Genomic DNA, 19,686 nt, shown 5'->3' on the forward strand with positions numbered 1-19,686 from the left:
TCTTTAACGACGGCCGATCTATTGACGACCTCGGCCCTGCATAGGTTGAGCTCCGACCTTGGTTCGATTCTTACTGCCGCGGGCTGATCTGCCAGCTAGCGTCACGCTTTGGCGCTGAAGTGCTTCAGACTGCCGCCAGAGGATCGCGGATCGCAAGCTCAATCTGAGTCGCTGTCCAAAACTGATCCTGAAGGAAGCTATCAACTTCGCTTTCGTGGCTTCCTGACCTGAGGTCGCATGTGGAAATTGCTGCAATTTTCCCGAGCGTCGGCTAGAATGTGCAGCCGTCCAGTGTGACAGGGAGACGATTGTTTGGCTCGCATTTTCTTGAGCCATTCCAGCGCGAACAACGCCGAAGCGGTTGCGTTGCGGAATTGGTTGATCGGTGAGGGTTGGGACGATCTCTTCCTCGATCTCGATCCCAAACGCGGCATCGTTGCGGGAGACCGGTGGGAACGCGCGCTCAATCAGGCAGCGAGCCGCTGCGAGGTGATCCTCTTCCTCATCTCCAAGGCGTGGCTTGCTTCGCGTTGGTGCCTCAAGGAGCTTAATCTCGCTCAACGCCTCGGCAAGCGCCTGTTCGGCGTCGTGGTCGAGGATATTCCGCTCGATGATTTGCCTGCCGACTTGACCGGCACGTGGCAACTTGTGTGGCTCGCCTCCGGGCGCGACCACATGATGTTGCGCGTCACGCTCCCGGAGTCGGGTAACGAAGCGCATGTCACGTTTTCGGCGGAAGGCCTCGCGCGGCTCAAGGCCGGGCTTCAGAAGGCCGGCCTCGACGCCAAGTACTTCGATTGGCCGCCGCCCGATGATTCCAACCGTCCACCGTATCGTGGCTTGCGTCCGCTGGAGGCCGAGGACGCCGGCATCTTTTTCGGGCGCGAAGGTCCGATCGTCGAAGCGCTGGATCGGCTGCGCGGGCTGCGCGAAGCGGTGGCCCCCCGCCTCATGGTCATCCTCGGGGCGTCGGGCGCGGGCAAGTCTTCGTTCCTGCGCGCAGGGCTGGTTCCGCGTCTGGCGCGGGACGATCGCCACTTCCTGGTCATGCCGGTGGTGCGTCCGCAGCGCGCGGTGCTCAGTGGCGATACGGGACTCGTGGCCTGCCTCGAGGCGGCGTTCAACGCCCGCGGCCTTGCTTGCACACGCGCCAGAATTAGAGCATCCGTCGATGGCGGCGCGCCGACCTTAAGGCCCCTGTTGGCGGACCTTCTCCAGGTTCATTGTCGAATGGTCCTCATCGGCGATGCCGAAGCGGCAGGCCGTCCGCCGATTCTCGTTGTGCCCATCGATCAGGGCGAGGAATTGTTTTTGGCCGAGGGCGCCAGCGAGGCGGAGGCCTTTCTGACGGTGTTGAAGGACTTGCTGACGATCGACAGCCCCGCGGTCGCGGCCGTCTTCACGATTCGCTCGGATGCCTATGAGCGCCTCCAGATGGCAAAGCCGCTGGAAGGTATCCGCCAGGACACGTTCAGTCTGGCGGCGATGCCGAAGGGCGCCTACGCCGAGATCATCAAGGCGCCCGCGCGGCGACTAGAGGGTACGGCGCGCGCCCTCACGATCGAAGAGCCGCTGGTCGACGCGCTGCTGGCCGATGTTGAAGCCGGTGGAAAGGACGCACTGCCGCTGCTCGCGTTCACGCTCGAGCGGCTGTACCTAGAGCACGGGGGTGACGGCGATCTCAGGCTCAGCGAATACGATGAGCTCGGCCGCGTCCGCGGCTCGATCGAAGCCGCCGTCGAGCGAGCGCTCAGCGCTGCTGACGCCGATCCGGCCATCCCCAAGGAGCGCGCCGCGCGGCTTGCGCTATTGCGTCGCGGCCTCATCCCGGCGCTTGCCAATGTCGACCTCGCCACCGGCGCGCCGCGCCGCCGTGTCGCCCGGATGCGTGAGCTTCCAGCCGAAGCGGCGCCACTGATCGGTTACCTGATCGAGATGAGGCTGCTCGCGACCGACGTCGCACGAGGCACCGGTGAGGTGACGATCGAGCCGGCGCACGAGGCGCTGTTGCGCCAGTGGGGTCTGCTGCAAACCTGGCTGGCCGCGGATTTCCAGGACCTCGCCGCACTCGAAGGCGTCAAGCGCGCGGCGCACGACTGGGCCGAGAACGATCGCAGCCAGGAATGGATCGCCCATGCAGGCGGGCGACTGGAGGAAGCCGAGCGCGTGGCAGGTCGCGAAGATTTCGCTTCTCAAGTGGAGCCGGCCGAGCGCGCGTACCTGGCGGCTTGCCGCGCCGTCGCGCAGGCGCAGCGCCGCGATCGCGAGGCACAACTTGCAGCGCGCGAGAGGGCGCAGCGACGGGCGCGCTGGGCGACGATCGGCGTCTTCTTCATTGGCCTGATGGCGTTGGCCGCAGGACTCTACCAGGCGCGCGCGACCGACAGACGTGAAGCGCGAGTGCTGACCAACCTGGCGAACCAGGCGATCATCGATCAACACTATGATGCGGCCATGCGGATCGCCCTACAGGGCCTGCCGGCTCCGGGCGATCTACCGGTGGCGCTTGGCTGGTCAACGCCGGAGATGAGTGGGCTCGAGGCCAAACTTGCCGGCGCCGCGCAAATGAGCCCGCTGTTGCACGCATTCACGGACCGCGGCCGGGAGATACGGGGAGCCGCGTTCAGCCCCGACGGCAAGCGCATCGTTACATCATCGAAAGATCGCACGGCGCGGCTTTGGGACTCCGTCAGCGGCGAGCTAGAGAGCGAGTTCGGCGATCGCGATGTCTCCACTGCGGCATTCAGCCCCGACGGCACGCGCATTGTCACTGGCTCTGAAGACGGCACCGCGCGGATTTGGGATGCCGCCGGGCGCAAGATTTTGGGCAAGTTCAAGGGACACGATGCAAAGGTGTATGCGGCGACGTTCAGCGCCGACGCGAGCCGCATCGTCACCGCATCCGAGGACAAGACTGCGATTGTTTGGAATGTTGCCAGCGGCGAGCCGGCGTGCCGGTTCAAGGGACACCGCGACGAGGTCTACCGCGCCGCGTTCAGCCCGGACGGGGCCCGCATCGTTACGGCGTCGCGGGACCAAAGCGCGCGGGTATGGGATGCCGCCCGCTGCGCAGAGCTCAGTGAGCTCAAAGGCTACCGCAGCGTCGTTCTCGACGCAGAGTTCAGTCCGGACGGCGCCCGCATCGTCACGGCCTCCGACGACGGCGTGGCGCGCGTGTGGGATGCGACAAGCGGTGAGATGCTGGGCGAGCTCACGGGCCACCGCAGCAGGGTTCATAGCGCGGTGTTCAGCCCGGACGGCCGGCGCATTCTCACGGCGTCGGAAGACGGAACGGCACGGCTTTGGGACGCTGGCAACGGTGAAGCGCAACGTGAGCTTACTGGCCATGGAAGCTGGGTGCGCGCCGCCGTGTTCGCCCTTGACGGCAAGCGTATCGTGACGGCGTCAGGCGATGGGACCGCACGGGTCTGGGACGTCGCCAGCGGGGATCCGCTGCTTGTGTTCGCGGGTCATCGGCAATGGGTTCTCAGCGCGGCATTCAGTCGCGATGGCGCGCGCCTCGTTACCGCATCGACCGACAAGACTGCGCGGGTGTGGGACGCCGCAAGCGGAGCCCTCTTGCATGAGCTCAAGGACCATCGTGACGGGGTCGCCGGCGCGGCGTTCAGCCCGGACGGGACGCGTATCGCCACCGCGTCAGATGACGGTACCGTGCGCGTATGGGATGCCGCCAACGGCAAGACCCTGCGCGAACTGGCCGAACACGGCGGCGTCATCAATGGCGTCGCGTTCAGCCCTGACGGAACGCGCATCGCCACCGCGTCCGGAGACAAGACCGCGCGGGTATGGGACACCGCGACCGGCGAGACGCTCCACAAGCTCGAGGGCCACGGCGACCGGGTCATGAGCGTCGCATTCAGTCCGGACGGGAGGCAGATCGTCACGGCATCCTTCGACCAGACCGCGCGGGTATGGGACGCCACGAGCGGAAAAACGCTGCACACCCTCCCCGGCCATACCGACAAAGTCATGGGCGCAGCGTTCAGTCCCGACGGCGCGCGCATTGTCACAGCATCGTACGATCGGACTGCACGGGTGTGGGATGCCGTCAGCGGCAGCGTGCTGCGCGAGCTGAAGGGTCATACCGACGCGCTGTATTCCGCCGCGTTCAGTCCCGACGGCGCACGGATCGTCACGGCATCGTACGACCGGACCGCACGGGTGTGGGATGTGGCCAGCGGGCTCGTGTTGCGCGAGCTGAAGGGCCATAGCGACGGTGTTGCCAGCGCTGAGTTCAGTCCCGACGGAACGCGCGTCGTCACCGCGTCCGGAGACGGAACCGCGCGGATGTGGGATGTAAGCTTCGGGACAACGATCCGGCGTGAAGATCTGATCCGCCGCGTCTGCGCCGGGAAACTGCGCGGCGCCCAGATGTTCACGTCGTCGGACACCGCGGATCCGGTTCTGTCCGCGTTTGCCGGCACCAACCCGTGCAGACGCGTCGGTCCGCTTTCCCTGCAATACTGGTTCGACCTGGGCCCTGCCATATGGGCTGCGGTGGTGAAATAAGGCCGCCGAGCATTCTCGACGGCCCTCTTCTGTCCACGTCCAGGCCTAGTAGCCGTACCGGTAGTAGCCCGGTCTTCCCATACCGGGCCGACTGTAGAGCCGGCCGCCGTGACTGTATTGGCGGCTGATGGGGCGCGTTACTTTACCGGCCCTGGCGCCGGCACGCCCGCCCGGCCGGTGCGCGCTATCGGAGATCTCGCCGCCAGGTCTGGTGGAAGCAATCAATCCGCCGCCACTGCCACCACGCGTGCCGGCGGAGCCGCCGACAATAATGACGCCTCTGCCGAAGCCTCTGCCGGAGCCGAGGTCCTGGCCACCGCGGAAGTCGCGACCGCCACCAAAGTCGCGGCCACCGCCCGACCCGCGCCCACCGCCGGAGTCAGACCCGCTCCGAGTTAGACGTCGGTCCGGCGTGTCGTCGCGGCTCTGGCGTCCGCTTGGAGGGTCGTCGCGTGTCTGGCGCGCGCTCGACGTGTCGTTGCGGCCCTGGCGTTCGTTGGAAGAATCTTCGCGTGTCTGGCGTGCGGTCGACGTATCATTCGTGCTCTTGCGCTGGTCGTCCGCCGACTCTCGCTCGAGCTGCGGCCATTTTTCGCCCCACATTGCGGCCGTCCGCCGCGAATCCTCGTAATCGGCTTGCGTGCACGTCTGCCTGAGATCTTCTACGGAATTTTCGATGCGCTTCCCATCCTTCATGGTGTAGCTCGCAACGAACCAGCCGAGACGAGCGCCGGATTGCCGGCACTCCTGGTATCGCGCCCCTTCCGCCAGCGCATTTGGGGCCAGTATTGTCAAAAGGCTGGCCGAAAGAATGTACTTTCTCATTGGCCACTCCTGTCCTCAGCCGGACTGCGGGAGCTGACTGAGCTCTTGGCTGCTCTGAGCACCCGATTGGACTTATACTCGCTGTCTGGTTGCGGAGTTGTGATCCTGCTTACACTGCCGAGAGGTTCGCGCGTTATTTGCCCTCGGGGGTGATCACAATCGAAAGCTCATCGCTTGCGCCCCGCCCATGTTCGGCAACCAGAGCATACCAAAGCCGCACTTTAACGCAATTGAGTGAAATGGTATGATCAACCTGTGCGAGATTGAGGGAGAGGACCAGCTCCGCGACGGGCTTCAGCCGCGCACGGCGGGCACAGGATCGAGGGAGGAATTCAGATGAACTCTTCTTTGTCGGGACTCGAAGGCCGCATCGTGCAAGTCATCGATGGCCCGTTTGCCGGTTTTCGGGGCGAGGTGAAGGAAATAGGCGAACAGACCGTGAAAGTGGACGTTCAAGTCTATGGCCGCGTTACTCCACTGGACGTGGCACTTAGGCAGATCGATTTGGTGTCAGAGAAGTCAAACTGAGACACCCCCGAAAAAGTCGCGAGCCGCGCGGGCATCATGGTCGCGCCGTTCAAGTCTCGCGAGACGGAGCCGACGATGCCGCGCTTCCAAGGCCTGGTGCCGATGCTTCAGACGCTCGACATCGAGCGTACCATCACGTGGTACGAAACGATTCTCGGATTTCGTCGCGAGGATTTTCAACCGGGCGACGGTTGGTGTCGCCTGAGCCGTGACGACGTCGCCATCATGTTCATGACCAACGCCCATCTCGGGCCGCCGCACGCAACGGCCACCCAGTATTTCTACGTCGACGATGCCGACGCGCTCTGGGAACGCATCAAGGACAACTGCACGGCCGAATGGGGACCCGAGGACATGCCTTACGGGCTGCGCGAATTCGCGATCAAGGATCCCAACGGCTATTTCCTGAGCTTCGGCAGCCCGATCAAGCAGGCGCCCACGAACTCTTGAGCGATTGCCAGAGGGAGCGGGAGGTTGACGGCGGGACGTTCCCTCGGATAATTCGAACCTGTCGTGGTTCTCCGGGGTCCGCTTGCCCCGGAGCTAAGAGGGAAGCCGGTGCAAGGCCGGAGCTGCCCCCGCAACTGTAAGCGGCGAGCCGCTGTCCAACAAAGTCACTGAATCCCGCGAGGGATTTGGGAAGACGAGACAGCAGCCGTGACCCGCGAGCCAGGAGACCTGCCTCGACAACATACACGTCCTCGGGCGGGGTGTCCCGGTGGTGCGGTTGCGATTTCCCGCAACGCTGCATCGCGTTGTTGCGGAATCCAGACGTGTCACTTCGGCCTTTGCCCCCAACTGATTGGGGTTAAGCCAATGTCCTCCTCTACCAACTCGGTCTCTTCACTTGCCGTTGCAACACTCGGCACGCCGCGGATTGGTCCGCGCCGTGAACTCAAACTCGCGCTGGAAAGCTTCTGGTCCGGGGCGACGGACGAACAGGCGCTGATCGAAACCGGCATCGGGCTGCGCGCGGCCAACTGGGCGCGCCAGAAAAAGCTCGGCGTCACCGTGATCCCTTCCAACGATTTTTCCTTCTATGACCAGGTGCTCGACACCGCCGTCATGGTCGGCGCGATCCCGGACGTTTATGGCTGGAAAGGCGGGCCTGTTTCGCTCGCCACCTATTTCGCCATGGCGCGCGGCGCCAATGGCGGCGCGCATGACGAATCCTGCGGCCATGCCCATCATGCGCACGGCGTGCCGGCGCTCGAAATGACAAAATGGTTCGACACCAATTATCACTACATGGTGCCCGAGCTGAGCAGGGACCAGCGCTTCGCCCTCGCCTCACGCAAGCCGATCGAGGAATATGAAGAGGCCAAGGCGCTCGGCTATCAGACCCGCCCGGTGCTGATCGGCCCCGTCACTTTCCTAAAACTCGCAAAGAGCAAGGAGACCGGCTTCGAGCCGCTTTCGCTGCTCGACCGGCTGCTACCGGTCTATGTCGAAGTGTTGCGCGAACTTGCCGGGCGCGGCGCGGAATGGGTGCAGCTCGACGAACCCTGCCTCGTGCTCGACCTGGATGTTTCAGCGCAAAAGGCCCTGCAACAGGCCTATGCGGCTTTCGCGAAAGAGGTGCCGCAGATCAGGATCATGCTGGCAGGCTATTTTGGCGCGCTCGGCAACAACCGCGATACCGCCTTTGCGCTTCCGGTCGCCGGCCTGCATCTCGACCTCGTGCGCGCGCCGGAGCAGCTCGAGGATGTCGCCAAGCTCGCGGACGACTGCGTGATCTCGCTCGGCGTGATCGACGGCCGCAACATCTGGCGCGCCGATCTCACCGGGGTTCTCGACCGGATCGAGCCTGTCATCGCCATGCTCGGCAAGGAGCGCGTGCAGATCGCGCCTTCCTGCTCGCTGCTGCATGTGCCGATCGATCTTGGCCTGGAGACCAAACTCGACCCCGAAGTGTCGAGCTGGCTGGCTTTTGCCATCCAGAAAATCGAGGAACTGGCCACGCTGGCAACCGCGCTGGGCAGCGGCCGCGAGCATGCGGCACAGGCGCTGAAGGCGTCCGATGCCGCCGCCTCGGCGCGCAAGACGTCGTCGCGCATTCACGATCCGAAGGTTGCGCAGCGCCTCTCGTCGATTGACGATGGCATGCGCCGCCGCACCAGCGCGTTCCGGCAGCGTGCCGCCGCACAGCACCAGCGGTTCAAGCTGCCTTCGTTTCCGACCACCACCATCGGCTCGTTTCCGCAGACGCCGGAAATCAGAAAGGCCCGCGCGGCCCACAGCAAGGGCGAGCTGAGCGATGCCGGCTACAAGATATTCCTCCAGAACCAGACCAAGCGGGCGGTGCGCTGGCAGGAAACCATCGGCCTCGACGTGCTCGTGCATGGCGAGTTCGAGCGCAACGACATGGTCCAGTATTTTGGCGAGCAGCTTTCCGGCTTCGTCTTCACCGAGAATGGCTGGGTGCAGTCCTACGGCTCGCGCTATGTACGCCCGCCGATCCTGTTCGGCGACGTCTCGCGGCCGCTGCCGATGACGGTGGAGTGGTGGCGATATGCCCAGTCGCTGACGGAAAAGCCCATGAAGGCGATGCTGACCGGGCCGGTCACCATCCTCAACTGGTCGTTTGTGCGGAACGACATTCCGCGCAGCGAAGCATGCCGGCAGATCGCGCTCGCGATGCGCGACGAGGTGGCGGATCTGGAAGCCGCTGGCGCCGGCATGATCCAGATCGACGAGGCGGCGCTGCGTGAAGGCCTGCCGCTGCGAAAATCCGAGTGGCAGGCCTATCTCGACTGGGCCGTGGACAGCTTCCGCATCTGTTCCTCCGGCGTGCGCGACGAGACGCAGATCCATACCCACATGTGCTACTCGGAGTTCAACGACATCATCGATGCGATCGGCGCGATGGACGCCGACGTGATCTCGATCGAAACCTCGCGCTCGAAAATGGAGCTGCTCGACGCCTTCAGGAACTACCGCTATCCGAACGAGATCGGCCCGGGCGTCTACGACATCCATTCGCCGCGAATACCCGAAATCGCTGAAATGACGGAGTTGCTGAAACTCGCGCGGCAGCAGCTATCCGACGGCCAGCTCTGGATCAACCCGGATTGCGGCCTGAAGACCCGCAAATGGGAAGAGGTGCGCCCGGCGCTTGCCAACATGGTGGCCGCCGCGCGTGAACTGAGAGAGCTGGCGTAGCATCGGCGTCTGCCCCGTCTCTCACCCGAGCAAGCAAGGAGGAGCCATGCGCTTCTGGATCGAATGCACGCGCTTTGAGACGGGGCAGACCGTTCACATCAACATCGCCCTCGTCGGCAGCATGTGGCGCGAGGCCGACCGCACTATGCTCGCCTTTGTCGGCAACGATGCCCAGACGGTGCAGGTCACCGAAACGCCGGAGCAACTGCTCGAACAGCATTTTGGTTCGGCTGAAAAGACCCGCGCATGAACCGCAAGGGAACTGAGTCTCACCTTGAAGTCACAATGAATTGCGGAGCTGGCATTTGCACACGCTGCTAAGTCTGCTGCCGTTCAGCCAGGAGAACATTATGCCGGCTTTTCGTCGTTGGCTTATTGCGATTGCCCTGCTCTCTTCACTCACCGCCGCGCATGCCGCGCCGCGATGGCTCACGCTGCCGCCCACGCCGACGCTGCCGAAAGCTGCCGAAAGCGGCCTCGCGCCGGTCAACGGCATCAAGATCTGGTACGCCACCTTCGGCCATGGCGATCCGGTCGTGATGATCCATGGCGGCCTTGCCAATTCCAATTATTGGGCGCACCAGGTCCGTGCATTGCAGGACCGCTATCGCGTCATCGTGCTCGACAGCCGCGGCCATGGCCGCAGCAGCCGCGACGCGCAGCCCTATGGCTACGACCTGATGGCATCCGACGTGATCGGCCTGATGGATTATCTCAAGATCGGCAAGGCTGCGATTGTCGGCTGGAGCGACGGCGCGATCATCGGCCTCGACATCGCGATGAAGCATCCGGATCGCATCTCGAAGCTGTTCGCCTTTGCGGCCAACTCCGACCCCTCTGCCGTAGCGGACATCTCGAAGAGCGACGTCTTCAACGCCTTCATCGGGCGCGCCGGCGAGGAGTACAAGCGCCTGTCGCCGACGCCGACCGCGTACAATGCCTTTGTCGACCAGATCAAGCAGATGTGGGACACCCAGCCGAAATGGACGGCGGCCGATCTTGCCAAGATCAAGGTCCCGACCTGGATCGTCGACGGCGACCGCGATGAAGCGATCAAGCGCGAGAACACCGAATTCATGGCCGCCAGCATCCCGAACGCAGGCCTCCTGATCCAGCCGCAGGTGACCCATTTCTCGTTCCTACAGGACCCGCAGCAGTTCAGTGACGACGTCCTGCGCTTTCTCGGGCAGGCGCGGTGAACGCCCGGCGTTACCTGATGTGGTGGGTTTGCTGTTTTGCCGCGGACGATCCGGACCTGCCGGTCAGCCACCACACCGCGTCGCGGGCAAAGCTTGCTGCCCCTTCGATCGAAGATGCGATGGCGGCCTGCCGTGCGCGCCGTGCGGCCGCCCGGTAGGCGTCGAAATTGATGCTGCCATCGGGATAACGCAGGACACGATCGCCGTCCTGCGCCTGTGAGACCGCACCGCTGGAATTGCTTTCCCGGACCATGCTGACCTCCGTTGTCGGAGGCTTGATATATTAGGTATAAATCGTGATATAATAGGCTGATAGATACGATCATACGTGAATTGAATTCATGAATTATAGTGCCGCCTCCTCGGAAATGGGCGCTTTCGTCCGGGTCGTCGAGCGCGGCAGCTTTGCCGCCGCGGCCACCGACCTGGGCCTGACCCCGTCGGCCCTGTCAAAGCTGGTGACCCGGATCGAGGATCGGCTGGGCGTACGGCTGCTGACCCGAACCACGCGAAGGCTGGCTCTCACCGCGGAGGGCGAATTGTTCGTCGCCCGCAGCCGCGAAATCCTGGCCTCGATCGAAGCCGCGGAGGCCGAAGTGACGGCGGCGAGCGAACGGCCGCGCGGCCATGTGAAGATCAGCGTCGGCACCGCCATCGCCAAGCAAATCCTCGGTCCCGCGCTGCCCGCCTTCCTGGCCGGCCATCCCGATATCAGCGTCGAGCTTCACGTTTCGGACCGGCAGATCGATCTGGTCGCCGAGCAGGTCGATGTGGCGATCCGCTCCGGCGCGCTCGGCGATTCCACGCTGGTGGCGCGCAAGCTCGCCGAGGCGACGCGCGTGATCTGCGCCAGTCCGCTTTATCTGGAGCGGCGCGGAACGCCGCGCGTGCCCGCCGATCTCCTCCGGCATAATTGCCTGACATTGCCGGGACCGGCATGGTCGCGCTGGCCGTTCCACACCCATGAGGGCATCAACCGGCTCGCCATCTCCGGCACATTCACCAGCGACAATGCCGATTTGCTGCTCGATATGGCCGTGGCCGGGCTCGGCATCGCACGGCTGGCGGATTTCATGGTCGCGCGCGCCCTACAGCAAGGCGCCCTCGTCCCCCTGCTCGGGGATAGCCACGTGCCGGAATCCTTTGCCATCCATGCGCTGACGGTCCCGGGCCGTCACCGCGCGCCGCGCGTCAAGGCTTTTGTCGACTTTCTGGCCGCACAATTTGGCGAGGCCCGATGAGGAGCCGACCACCTTTTGGACCGAATTTCCGGCAAGCTGCTTTCCCCGGGGGCAGCAAATGCGCTAGTTCAGGCGCGCCGACCACGAGGCGCGAATCCGAACATCGGCGGCATGATTTCATGATGGAAGTTTGAGGGATGGCCCGCAGGTTTTCCGCCCCCTACCAGTCGGAGCCCGTGTCCGGCCTTGCGACATGGTCGCGCAATCTCGCCGTGTTCTCGGTGATTGCGGTCATCGTCTCGATCCTGATCGTCCGCTTCGGCTTCCTCGAGATGAAGCCGGCGCTGGCGACCTTTTTCGGCGCGCTGGGCCTGGCCGGCCTTTCGATCCTGCTCGGCCTCGCGGCCTTTGTCGCGATCTGGCAGACCGGCGCGCGCGGCATGAGCCGGATCCTGCTTGCCTTTCTCATCAACGCCGTCGTGCTCGCCTATCCCGCCTATCTGGCCCTGCAATACCGCAAGCTGCCGGCGATCCACGACATCACCACCGACCCGATCGACCCGCCGCGGTTCGAGGCGCTGGCGCGCCTGCGCACCGGCGACGGCACCAACTCGGCGGTCTATGCCGGTTTGTACTCGGCCGAGCAGCAGCGCATCGCCTATCCCGATATCGAGACGGTCGAGCTCGAAATGCCGGTGCAGCGCGCCTATGACGTGACGCTTGCGATCATCCACAAGCGCAAATGGACCGTGATCGACGAGCGCCCGCCGCAGCTTCCGCGCCGCATCGGCCGCATCGAGGCGGTGGCGCGCACGCCGATCATGGGTTTTCGCGAGGACGTCTCGATCCGCATCACGCCCGACGGCGACGACTCCCGCGTCGATATCCGCTCCTCCTCGCGCTATTTCGAGGGCGACCTCGGCAGCAACGCCGCGCGGGTCTCAAAGCTGATCGAGGACATCAACACCGCCGCGGAAGCCGCCGCCAACAAGCCGGTCGTGAAGAAGGCCCCGACGCCACCGCCGAAGGGGCCGGCGAAGACGGTGAAGAAGCAGTAACTTCAGTCGTCATTCCGGGGCGCGCGAAGCGCGAACTATGGGGCGCCCTTGCGCCCCTGAGAATCTCGAGATTCCGGGTCTGGTCCTGCGGACCATCCCGGAATGACAGCTCAAGCCATCCGGTACGTCCCGCCAATCACGGGATCACCATCCGTCGCCACGATGCCGCGCGCGACCAGATCTTCCAGATGCGCCAGCACGGAATAGCCGGCAGCGCCTGAGAGGCGCGGGTCGAGGCCGATATAGATCGCACGCACCATGGTCGGGATGTCGGCCTCGCCCTTGGTGAGGCGGTGCAGGATCGAGGCCTCGCGCGCGCGGCGGTGCCGTTCCAGGAAGCGGACATAGCGCGGGCCCTCGGGGATTTCCGGCCCGTGTCCGGAGAAATAGAGATCCTCGTCGCGCTGCGCGAGCCGCTCGAGCGAGGCCATGTAGTCGATCATCGAGCCGTCGGGCGGCGCCACGATCGAGGTCGACCAGCCCATCACGTGATCGCCGACGAAATTGATCTTTCGCTCCGGCCAGGCAAAGGCAAGATGGTTGGCGGTGTGGCCGGGCGTCGCTACCGCTTCCAGCCGCCAGCCGTCTCCCTCGATCACGTCGCCGTTTTTCACCTGGACGTCGGGCCGGAAGTCGCGGTCGGCGCCGGATTCCGGATTATGCTTCTCGCTCTCGAACCGCGGCCGCGAGGCGCGGTGCGGGCCCTCGGCATAGACAGGCGCGCCGGTAGCTTGCTTGATCCGCGCCGTGTTCGGCGAGTGGTCGCGATGGGTATGCGTGACGAGGATATGCGTCACCGTCTCGCCGCGCACCGCATCCAGCAGCGCCTTGGCATGCGCCTCGTCATCCGGGCCGGGATCGATGATCGCGACATTGCCCCGGCCGACGATGTAGCTGACGGTGCCGGTGAAGGTGAACGGGCTCGGATTGTTGCAGAGTACGCGCCGCACGCCGGGGCGGGCTTCGTCGGCCACGCCGGGTTTTAAGGGAAAGTCGCGGTTGAAGGGGATGTCGTCGTTGTCGGCCATGGCTGATCCTGCATGAAGGGCCGCGCCACCGAACCCTCATGCTGAGGAGGCCCGCAGGGCCGTCTCGAAGCATCGGGCGATATCCGTCGCGCGGCCATCCTTCGAGACGCCCGCGATGCGGGCTCCTCAGGATGAGGTGGGAGTACCTTACGAAAACGCCTGTATTCCCGTGATCGCACGTCCCAGGATCAGCGCGTGCACGTCGTGGGTGCCTTCATACGTATTCACGGTTTCCAAATTCGCCGTATGGCGCATCACGTGATACTCGATCTGGATGCCGTTGCCGCCGTGCATGTCGCGCGAGACGCGGGCGATGTCGAGCGCCTTGCCGCAATTGTTGCGCTTGACGATCGAGATCATTTCGGGGGCCATCTTGCCCTCGTCCATCAGGCGGCCGACGCGAAGCGACGCCTGAAGTCCGAGCGCGATCTCGGTCTCCATGTCGGCGAGCTTCTTCTGCACGAGCTGGGTTGCCGCCAGCGGCCGGCCGAACTGCTTGCGGTCCAGCGTGTACTGCCGCGCGCGATGCATGCAGTCTTCCGCGGCGCCCATCGCGCCCCAGGAAATGCCGTAGCGGGCGCGGTTGAGGCAGCCGAACGGCCCCTTCAGGCCGGAGACGTTGGGCAGCAGCGCGCTTTCCGGCACCACCACATTGTCCATCACGATCTCGCCGGTGATGGAGGCACGCAGAGAGAGCTTGCCGCCGACCTTCGGCGCCGACAGCCCCTTCATGCCCTTCTCGAGAACGAAGCCGCGGATCTGGTTGTCATGCGCTGCTGATTTCGCCCACACCACGAACACGTCGGCGATCGGCGCGTTCGAAATCCACATCTTGGCGCCATTGAGCTTGTAGCCGTCCGACACCTTCTCGGCACGGGTCTTCATCCCGCCGGGATCGGAACCGGCGTCCGGCTCGGTCAGGCCGAAACAGCCGACCCATTCGCCGGTGGCGAGTTTCGGCAGGTACTTCTTGCGCTGGGTCTCGTCGCCATAAGCATAGATCGGATACATCACCAGCGAAGACTGCACCGAGTTCATCGAGCGGTAGCCGGAATCGACCCGCTCGATCTCGCGGGCGACGAGGCCATAGGCGACGTAGCTGGCGTTGGCGCAGCCATATTCCTCCGGCAGCGTGACGCCGATCAGGCCGAGCTCGCCCATCTCGTTGAATATCTCTCGGTCGGTCTTCTCTTCCAGATAGGCCTTGGTGACGCGCGGCAGCAGCTTGTCCTGCGCATAGGCGCGCGCGGTGTCGCGGATCATGCGCTCGTCTTCGGTGAGCTGCTCGTCGAGCAGGAACGGATCGCTCCAATCGAACGAAGCCGCCGCCGGTTTGTCCTTGGCCTGAGCTTTGACGCTCATGAGAATTCCTTTCGCTGGGTCAATTGCCGATAAGGTAATCCGCTAGCGCGAATAGCGCAAATCCCGTCCCGTCATTCCGGGGCACGCGATAGTGCGAACACGGAATCTCGAGATTCTCAGGGGCGCAACGGCGCCCCTTGGTTCGCATCTACGATGCGCCCCGGAATGACCGCGTAGTTTATCCTTCGAGCGGCTCGTTGCCGACGATCTCGATGCCGTAACCGGACAGTCCCTTGTAGTCGTGCACCGACGACGTCAGGTTGCGGATCGACGTCACGCCGAGATCGCGCAGGATCTGCGCACCGACGCCGACCTCGCGCCACTGCCTGTGGCGGTCGGCCTCCGCCGTCTTCTGCTCGCCGACGGGCTCGACGGGAACACCGGCCGCACCATCGCGCAGGTAAACCAGCACGCCACGCCCGTTGCGCTGGAAATGCTTCAGCACCGCTTCCATGCGCGCGCCGCCGGTGAACAGGTCTTTAACGATGTTCGGCTTGTGCAACCGCGTCAGCACGTTCCTGCCGTCGCCGACGCCGTTATAGACGAAGGCGGCATGCGCGATGGAATCGAACGGCGATCGGTAGGCATAGCCTTGCAGCGTTCCGATCGGGCTTTCGGTCGTGAAGGTCGAGACCCGCTCGATCAGCTTTTCGCGCGCCTGGCGCCAGGCGATCATGTCAGCGATCGTGACGTGCTTGAGCTTGTGGCTGGCTGCAAAGCGCGCGACCTGCTCGCCCTTCATGACCGTGCCGTCGTCGTTCATCAGCTCGGAAATGACCCCGACCGGCGGCAGGCCGGAAAGCTTGCAGAGATCGACGGCCGCTTCGGTATGGCCGGAGCGCAGCAGCACGCCGCCGTCGCGCGCGATCAGCGGAAAGATGTGGCCGGGCCGGGCAAAGTCGGCGGCGCCGGCGTTGGGATTGGCCAGCGCCCGGCAGCAGGAGGCGCGCTCGTCGGCCGAAATGCCGGTGCCGCCATCGGGCTTGTAGTCGATCGACACCGTGAACGCGGTGGTGTGGTTGGAGTCGTTATGCGCCACCATCGGATCGAGCCGCAGGCGGCGCGCGTCGTCACCCGTGATGGGCGCGCAGACGATGCCGGAGGTGTGGCGGATAATGAAGGCCATCTTCTCGGCGGTGCAGAGCGAGGCGGCGACGATCAGGTCGCCCTCGCCTTCGCGATCGTCGTCATCGGTGACGACGACGAGTTCGCCCCTGGCAAAGGCTTGCAGCACTTCCTGGATCGTATCGGCCATTTCGAAAAGTTCTCTCGGTTTATGCCGGGATGGATTAGCCGGACTCGCAAGGTTGCGCCAGCGTCAATCCGCAGGGCAGAATCTCACCGTCCTCGTCCTATGCATGGCGTTTCGCAGAGCGGACCGGACATGAAAGCCGTGGACGAGGCGAGGTCCCGCTCGCCATAGCCGGCAGATAAGAACAGGAGCACGTACCGGAAAGAGACGCCGGGCGATTCCAGTAGAATTTCCGCCCAGCGGCACGGGCCGGCCGCGGCCCGCAGGGGGAGAGCAATCCAATGGGACTATCGGAAAGAACCGCCACCGCCTTGAAGAGCGCGGGAGATATCGACCAACGCATCCGCATCGCCGAAGCTGCCGGACTTGGTGACGAACATGATCTCTTCGCCATCGAGCCAGAAACTGCCGAGGGCCACGCCGGGCGACAACTCGCGCAACAGATGCGCCTCAGCGACGCCGAGCGCCCGGAACACCGCGAGCGCGGTATCCCCGCCGGACATCACTATGGTGCGGATCGCAAGGCGGCGAACCAGGCTGGCCGCGTTCGTGCCGAGCGCTGACGCGATTTCGCCCGACGAACTCCGATCGAATTCAAGCAACGCCGATGGCCGCAGGAGGATGAGCGATGCGTTGGCACTGCGAGCCGCGGCATCTGCGGAATTGATGGCGCGTTCGGCGGCAGGAAACGGCATGGCAATTTCTCGAGCCCCTTGCGCCAGCAGCCTCGCGACCTGGTCGGTGCTGGCATGCGTGCGGGAACCGATCACGAATAGAACAGCCGCGCAGGGCTGTGCCGGTACCGGATGGCCCGATACGGCCCCTTCCGTTCCCCGAGCGCCAAGCTGCCTAGCCATGGCCGTTCCCAATCCGGAAGCGCCGACCGCCAGCAGCCTGTCCGAATGCTCGATCGCAAGGCGCGCCAGCTTGTCCATATCCGCATCGGACTCGCAATCGGCGACATAGACATGCAGTCCCGGCGCATCGCTGAGCGGCTGCGGCTCACCGCGCGGCCACGAATGCACCGACAGTTCGGCGGACGCCCGGCGTAACAACTCCGGCAGCGGCGCTGACGGCAGCGATGACGGTACGAAGCCGAGCGGATTGTCGCGCAAGGCAACGCCGTTCACGTAAACTTCGCCGCCGCGCAGGCTGCGCCCCTGGCTCGGCACCGCCGGCGCGATCAAGGCGTGGCGGATATTGCTGGCCTTGAGGCCGGTCAGAATCGCTCCGGCCACGTCTCCGCGCAGGGCGGAATCGATCTTGCTGATCAATATACGAGGCTTGCGCGCGAGCGCGTGATGGATCGCGACGCGAATATTTGCTTCGGCGACTGCGGGCGGCAAGTCGCGGCTGGCAGTCGTCAGCGTCAGTATCCGGGTGTCGCCGCGTGCCGTGCTTCGTTCGGGGTCCAGCAGCAACTGCGTGACGAATCCCTGGGCTGCAAACGGTGCAGCCATGTCGAGTGCCCCCGTCAGGTCATCGGCGACGATGGCGACTTCGAGGGAGTTGCCCTTCACGGCTATGAGGCGTGGGACGGCGCCGATGCCAGACGGCGGGCGTAAGCGATGGTGGCGTTCATATTCTCGTGACGCGCGACGCCCTTCCACGCGATATCGAATGCCGTCCCGTGATCCACCGAGACACGAAGAATCGGAAGCCCGAGGCTGACATTGATGGTGGTGTCGAACGCAACCAGCTTGCAGGGGATATGGCCCTGATCGTGGTACTGAGCGACGACCAGATCGAATTCGCCCTGCATGGCGCGAAAGAACACGGTATCCGCGGAGATCGGGCCGACGGCATTGATGCCTTCTTGCTGCGCCTGCTTGATGGCGGGCGCGATCCGTTCGATCTCATCGGTGCCGAACAGGCCGTTTTCCCCGGAGTGCGGGTTCAGCCCCGCCACCGCAATGCGCGGACGTTGGATGCCGAGCCGCTTGAGGTGAGCGTTCGCGATCCTGATCGTGGCGAGTTCGCGCTCGATCGTGGCGCGCCCCACCGCTCCGGCGAGAGAGACGTGGGTCGAGACGTGGATGGCGGACAGCCTTTCCGACGCCAGCAGCATGAACGACGATTTGGCGCCGGTGAGATGCGCGAGCAGTTCGGTGTGGCCGTCGAAATGATAGCCCGCCGCATGCAGCGCTTCCTTGTTGATGGGAGCCGTGACGATGACCGAGATGTCGCCCTTCAGCGCGGCGGAAACCGCGTGATCGATATAGGCATAGCTGCATGCGCCGGCGGCGGCGCTCATCTTGCCGTCGCGAATGGAATCCGCGTTCGGCACCTCGACATTGACGACGGCGACCTCGCCATTGGCGCGGCCATCGTCGGTGGGTGCAAACGACACCTTGCCGCCGGTCAGCGCGTTGGCGCGATCGAGAACCGCGGCCGAACCGAAGATCACGATCTCGCGGCGGTCGGCCGGCGCAAGATCGCCGAGCGCGCGGCAGATGATCTCGGCGCCGACCCCGGCAGGGTCGCCCATCGTGATCCCGATACGTTGCGTTGCCATGGTTCTCGCTTTTTCTCAGTTCGGAACAATGCCGGCCGCCTTGGCGACCTCTGACCATTTTTTCGTTTCGGCCGCCAGATAGGCTGCAAAAGCTTTCGGATCGCCGGCGGCCGCGGGCTCGGTGCCCTGCACCGCAAGTTGTTCGCGGACCGTGCTTGATGCAAGCGCTTTGTTGATCTCGGCGTTCAGCTTGCTGACGATCTCCGGACTGGTCCCGGCCGGGGCCAGAATGCCTACCCAGACGCTGACGGAAAATTCCGGCATGCTGGCGGATTCCGCAACCGTCGGAATTTCCGGCACCAGTTCGGATCGTTTCGGGCTCGACACCGCGATCGCCCGCACCGCGCCCGCCTTGATCTGCGGAAGCGCGACCGGCAGCGTCGGAAACATCATCTGGATCCGGCCCGCCAGCACGTCGGTCATTCCCGGCGCATCGCCGCGGTAAGGCACGTGGACCAGATCGATCCCGGCCATCGTCTTCAACAGCTCGACGGTCAGGTGGTTCGACGTTCCATTGCCGGCCGATCCGTAGTTGAGGGTCCCGGGCTGCTTTTTCGCGAGCGCAATCAGGTCCGGGACGGTGCGAATGGTGGAATCGTTCGGGACCACCAGGATATTCGGCGACGCGGCGACCAGCGCGACCGGCGCAAAATCCTTGTTGGGATCGTAGGGAAGATTCTTGTACTGGCTGGGCGCCATCGCAAGATTGCTGACCGAGGCAAGAAGCAGCGTGTAGCCGTCCGGATCGGCCTTGGCCACGGCGGCCGCTCCGATGGTGCCGCCCGCGCCCGGCCGGTTCTCGACAACGATCGGCTGCCCCAGGCTATCCGAAACGCTTTGCCCGATAATGCGCGCGACCAGATCGTTGATGCCGCCCGGCGGGAAGCCCACGACCAGCCGGATCGGACGCGAGGGGTAGCTTTGCGCGGACGCCGCGGTGGTCATGCCTGAAATTGCCGCCACGCAGACGGCTGCGATCAATGCGAACTTGGCGAAGCGCACGATGCTGCGCATGATACTCGTCTCCACTTTGAATGGCTCGATAA

16 protein-coding genes and 1 riboswitch are annotated in these 19,686 nt (G+C 64.5%); of the genes, 8 read left to right on the forward strand and 8 right to left on the reverse strand.

What is annotated here, in order from left to right; all coding sequences use genetic code 11:
• The first annotated feature begins 312 nt into the window (after positions 1 to 312).
• Complete coding sequence (locus JQ628_RS27165) at positions 313 to 4,530, forward strand: TIR domain-containing protein (RefSeq protein WP_212227343.1); 4,218 nt, start codon at positions 313 to 315, stop codon at positions 4,528 to 4,530.
• 45 nt (positions 4,531 to 4,575) lie between these two features.
• Here JQ628_RS27165 and JQ628_RS27170 read toward each other — a convergent pair whose 3' ends face one another.
• Positions 4,576 to 5,355, reverse strand: a complete 780-nt coding sequence (locus tag JQ628_RS27170) for a hypothetical protein (RefSeq protein ID WP_212227345.1) — start codon at positions 5,353 to 5,355, stop codon at positions 4,576 to 4,578.
• A gap of 336 nt (positions 5,356 to 5,691) precedes the next feature.
• Here JQ628_RS27170 and JQ628_RS27175 point away from each other — a divergent pair, with 336 nt between their 5' ends.
• The 5 genes from JQ628_RS27175 to JQ628_RS27195 all read left to right on the forward strand — a co-directional run bounded on the left by JQ628_RS27175 (position 5,692) and on the right by JQ628_RS27195 (position 10,244).
• Complete coding sequence (locus tag JQ628_RS27175; RefSeq protein ID WP_212227353.1) at positions 5,692 to 5,883, forward strand: KOW motif-containing protein; 192 nt, start codon at positions 5,692 to 5,694, stop codon at positions 5,881 to 5,883.
• Between the two features lie 36 nt (positions 5,884 to 5,919).
• Positions 5,920 to 6,333, forward strand: a complete 414-nt coding sequence (locus JQ628_RS27180; protein WP_212227355.1) for a bleomycin resistance protein — start codon at positions 5,920 to 5,922, stop codon at positions 6,331 to 6,333.
• A 47-nt stretch (positions 6,334 to 6,380) separates the two neighbouring features.
• A riboswitch (cobalamin riboswitch) is annotated at positions 6,381 to 6,583 on the forward strand.
• A 116-nt stretch (positions 6,584 to 6,699) separates the two neighbouring features.
• Positions 6,700 to 9,045, forward strand: a complete 2,346-nt coding sequence (gene metE / locus JQ628_RS27185) for a 5-methyltetrahydropteroyltriglutamate--homocysteine S-methyltransferase (protein WP_212227357.1) — start codon at positions 6,700 to 6,702, stop codon at positions 9,043 to 9,045.
• A gap of 46 nt (positions 9,046 to 9,091) precedes the next feature.
• Positions 9,092 to 9,295 (forward strand): hypothetical protein, encoded by a 204-nt coding sequence (locus tag JQ628_RS27190; RefSeq protein ID WP_212227359.1) that lies wholly within the window; start codon positions 9,092 to 9,094, stop codon positions 9,293 to 9,295.
• A gap of 100 nt (positions 9,296 to 9,395) precedes the next feature.
• Positions 9,396 to 10,244: an alpha/beta fold hydrolase gene (locus tag JQ628_RS27195; protein ID WP_212227367.1), complete on the forward strand. Its 849-nt coding sequence runs from the start codon at positions 9,396 to 9,398 to the stop codon at positions 10,242 to 10,244.
• A 10-nt stretch (positions 10,245 to 10,254) separates the two neighbouring features.
• Here the strand turns inward: JQ628_RS27195 and JQ628_RS27200 are convergent, their stop codons facing one another.
• Complete coding sequence (locus JQ628_RS27200; protein WP_212227369.1) at positions 10,255 to 10,497, reverse strand: hypothetical protein; 243 nt, start codon at positions 10,495 to 10,497, stop codon at positions 10,255 to 10,257.
• Positions 10,498 to 10,585: 88 nt separating this feature from the next.
• Between JQ628_RS27200 and JQ628_RS27205 the strand changes: the two genes are divergently transcribed.
• Both JQ628_RS27205 and JQ628_RS27210 read left to right on the forward strand, forming a co-directional pair.
• Positions 10,586 to 11,485 (forward strand): LysR family transcriptional regulator, encoded by a 900-nt coding sequence (locus JQ628_RS27205; protein ID WP_249128475.1) that lies wholly within the window; start codon positions 10,586 to 10,588, stop codon positions 11,483 to 11,485.
• Between the two features lie 137 nt (positions 11,486 to 11,622).
• Positions 11,623 to 12,483, forward strand: coding sequence for a DUF1499 domain-containing protein (locus JQ628_RS27210; protein WP_212227370.1), 861 nt, complete (start codon positions 11,623 to 11,625; stop codon positions 12,481 to 12,483).
• A 110-nt stretch (positions 12,484 to 12,593) separates the two neighbouring features.
• Here JQ628_RS27210 and JQ628_RS27215 read toward each other — a convergent pair whose 3' ends face one another.
• The 6 genes from JQ628_RS27215 to JQ628_RS27240 form a co-directional block, all read right to left on the reverse strand.
• Complete coding sequence (locus JQ628_RS27215) at positions 12,594 to 13,511, reverse strand: MBL fold metallo-hydrolase (RefSeq protein ID WP_212227372.1); 918 nt, start codon at positions 13,509 to 13,511, stop codon at positions 12,594 to 12,596.
• A gap of 147 nt (positions 13,512 to 13,658) precedes the next feature.
• Positions 13,659 to 14,873, reverse strand: coding sequence for an acyl-CoA dehydrogenase (locus JQ628_RS27220; protein WP_212227374.1), 1,215 nt, complete (start codon positions 14,871 to 14,873; stop codon positions 13,659 to 13,661).
• A gap of 178 nt (positions 14,874 to 15,051) precedes the next feature.
• Positions 15,052 to 16,128: a 3,4-dihydroxy-2-butanone-4-phosphate synthase gene (gene ribB / locus JQ628_RS27225; RefSeq protein ID WP_212227376.1), complete on the reverse strand. Its 1,077-nt coding sequence runs from the start codon at positions 16,126 to 16,128 to the stop codon at positions 15,052 to 15,054.
• Between the two features lie 284 nt (positions 16,129 to 16,412).
• Positions 16,413 to 17,735, reverse strand: coding sequence for a four-carbon acid sugar kinase family protein (locus JQ628_RS34900; RefSeq protein WP_212227378.1), 1,323 nt, complete (start codon positions 17,733 to 17,735; stop codon positions 16,413 to 16,415).
• Complete coding sequence (gene pdxA / locus JQ628_RS27235; protein ID WP_212227386.1) at positions 17,648 to 18,640, reverse strand: 4-hydroxythreonine-4-phosphate dehydrogenase PdxA; 993 nt, start codon at positions 18,638 to 18,640, stop codon at positions 17,648 to 17,650. The genes JQ628_RS34900 and pdxA overlap by 88 nt, the downstream gene beginning before the upstream one ends.
• A gap of 15 nt (positions 18,641 to 18,655) precedes the next feature.
• On the reverse strand, positions 18,656 to 19,654 hold the full coding sequence (locus JQ628_RS27240; protein WP_249128478.1) for a Bug family tripartite tricarboxylate transporter substrate binding protein: 999 nt from the start codon (positions 19,652 to 19,654) through the stop codon (positions 18,656 to 18,658).
• Positions 19,655 to 19,686 lie beyond the last annotated feature (32 nt).

The organism is Bradyrhizobium lablabi (assembly GCF_018129385.1).
GTDB classification, from domain to species: Bacteria; Pseudomonadota; Alphaproteobacteria; order Rhizobiales; family Xanthobacteraceae; genus Bradyrhizobium; species Bradyrhizobium lablabi_C.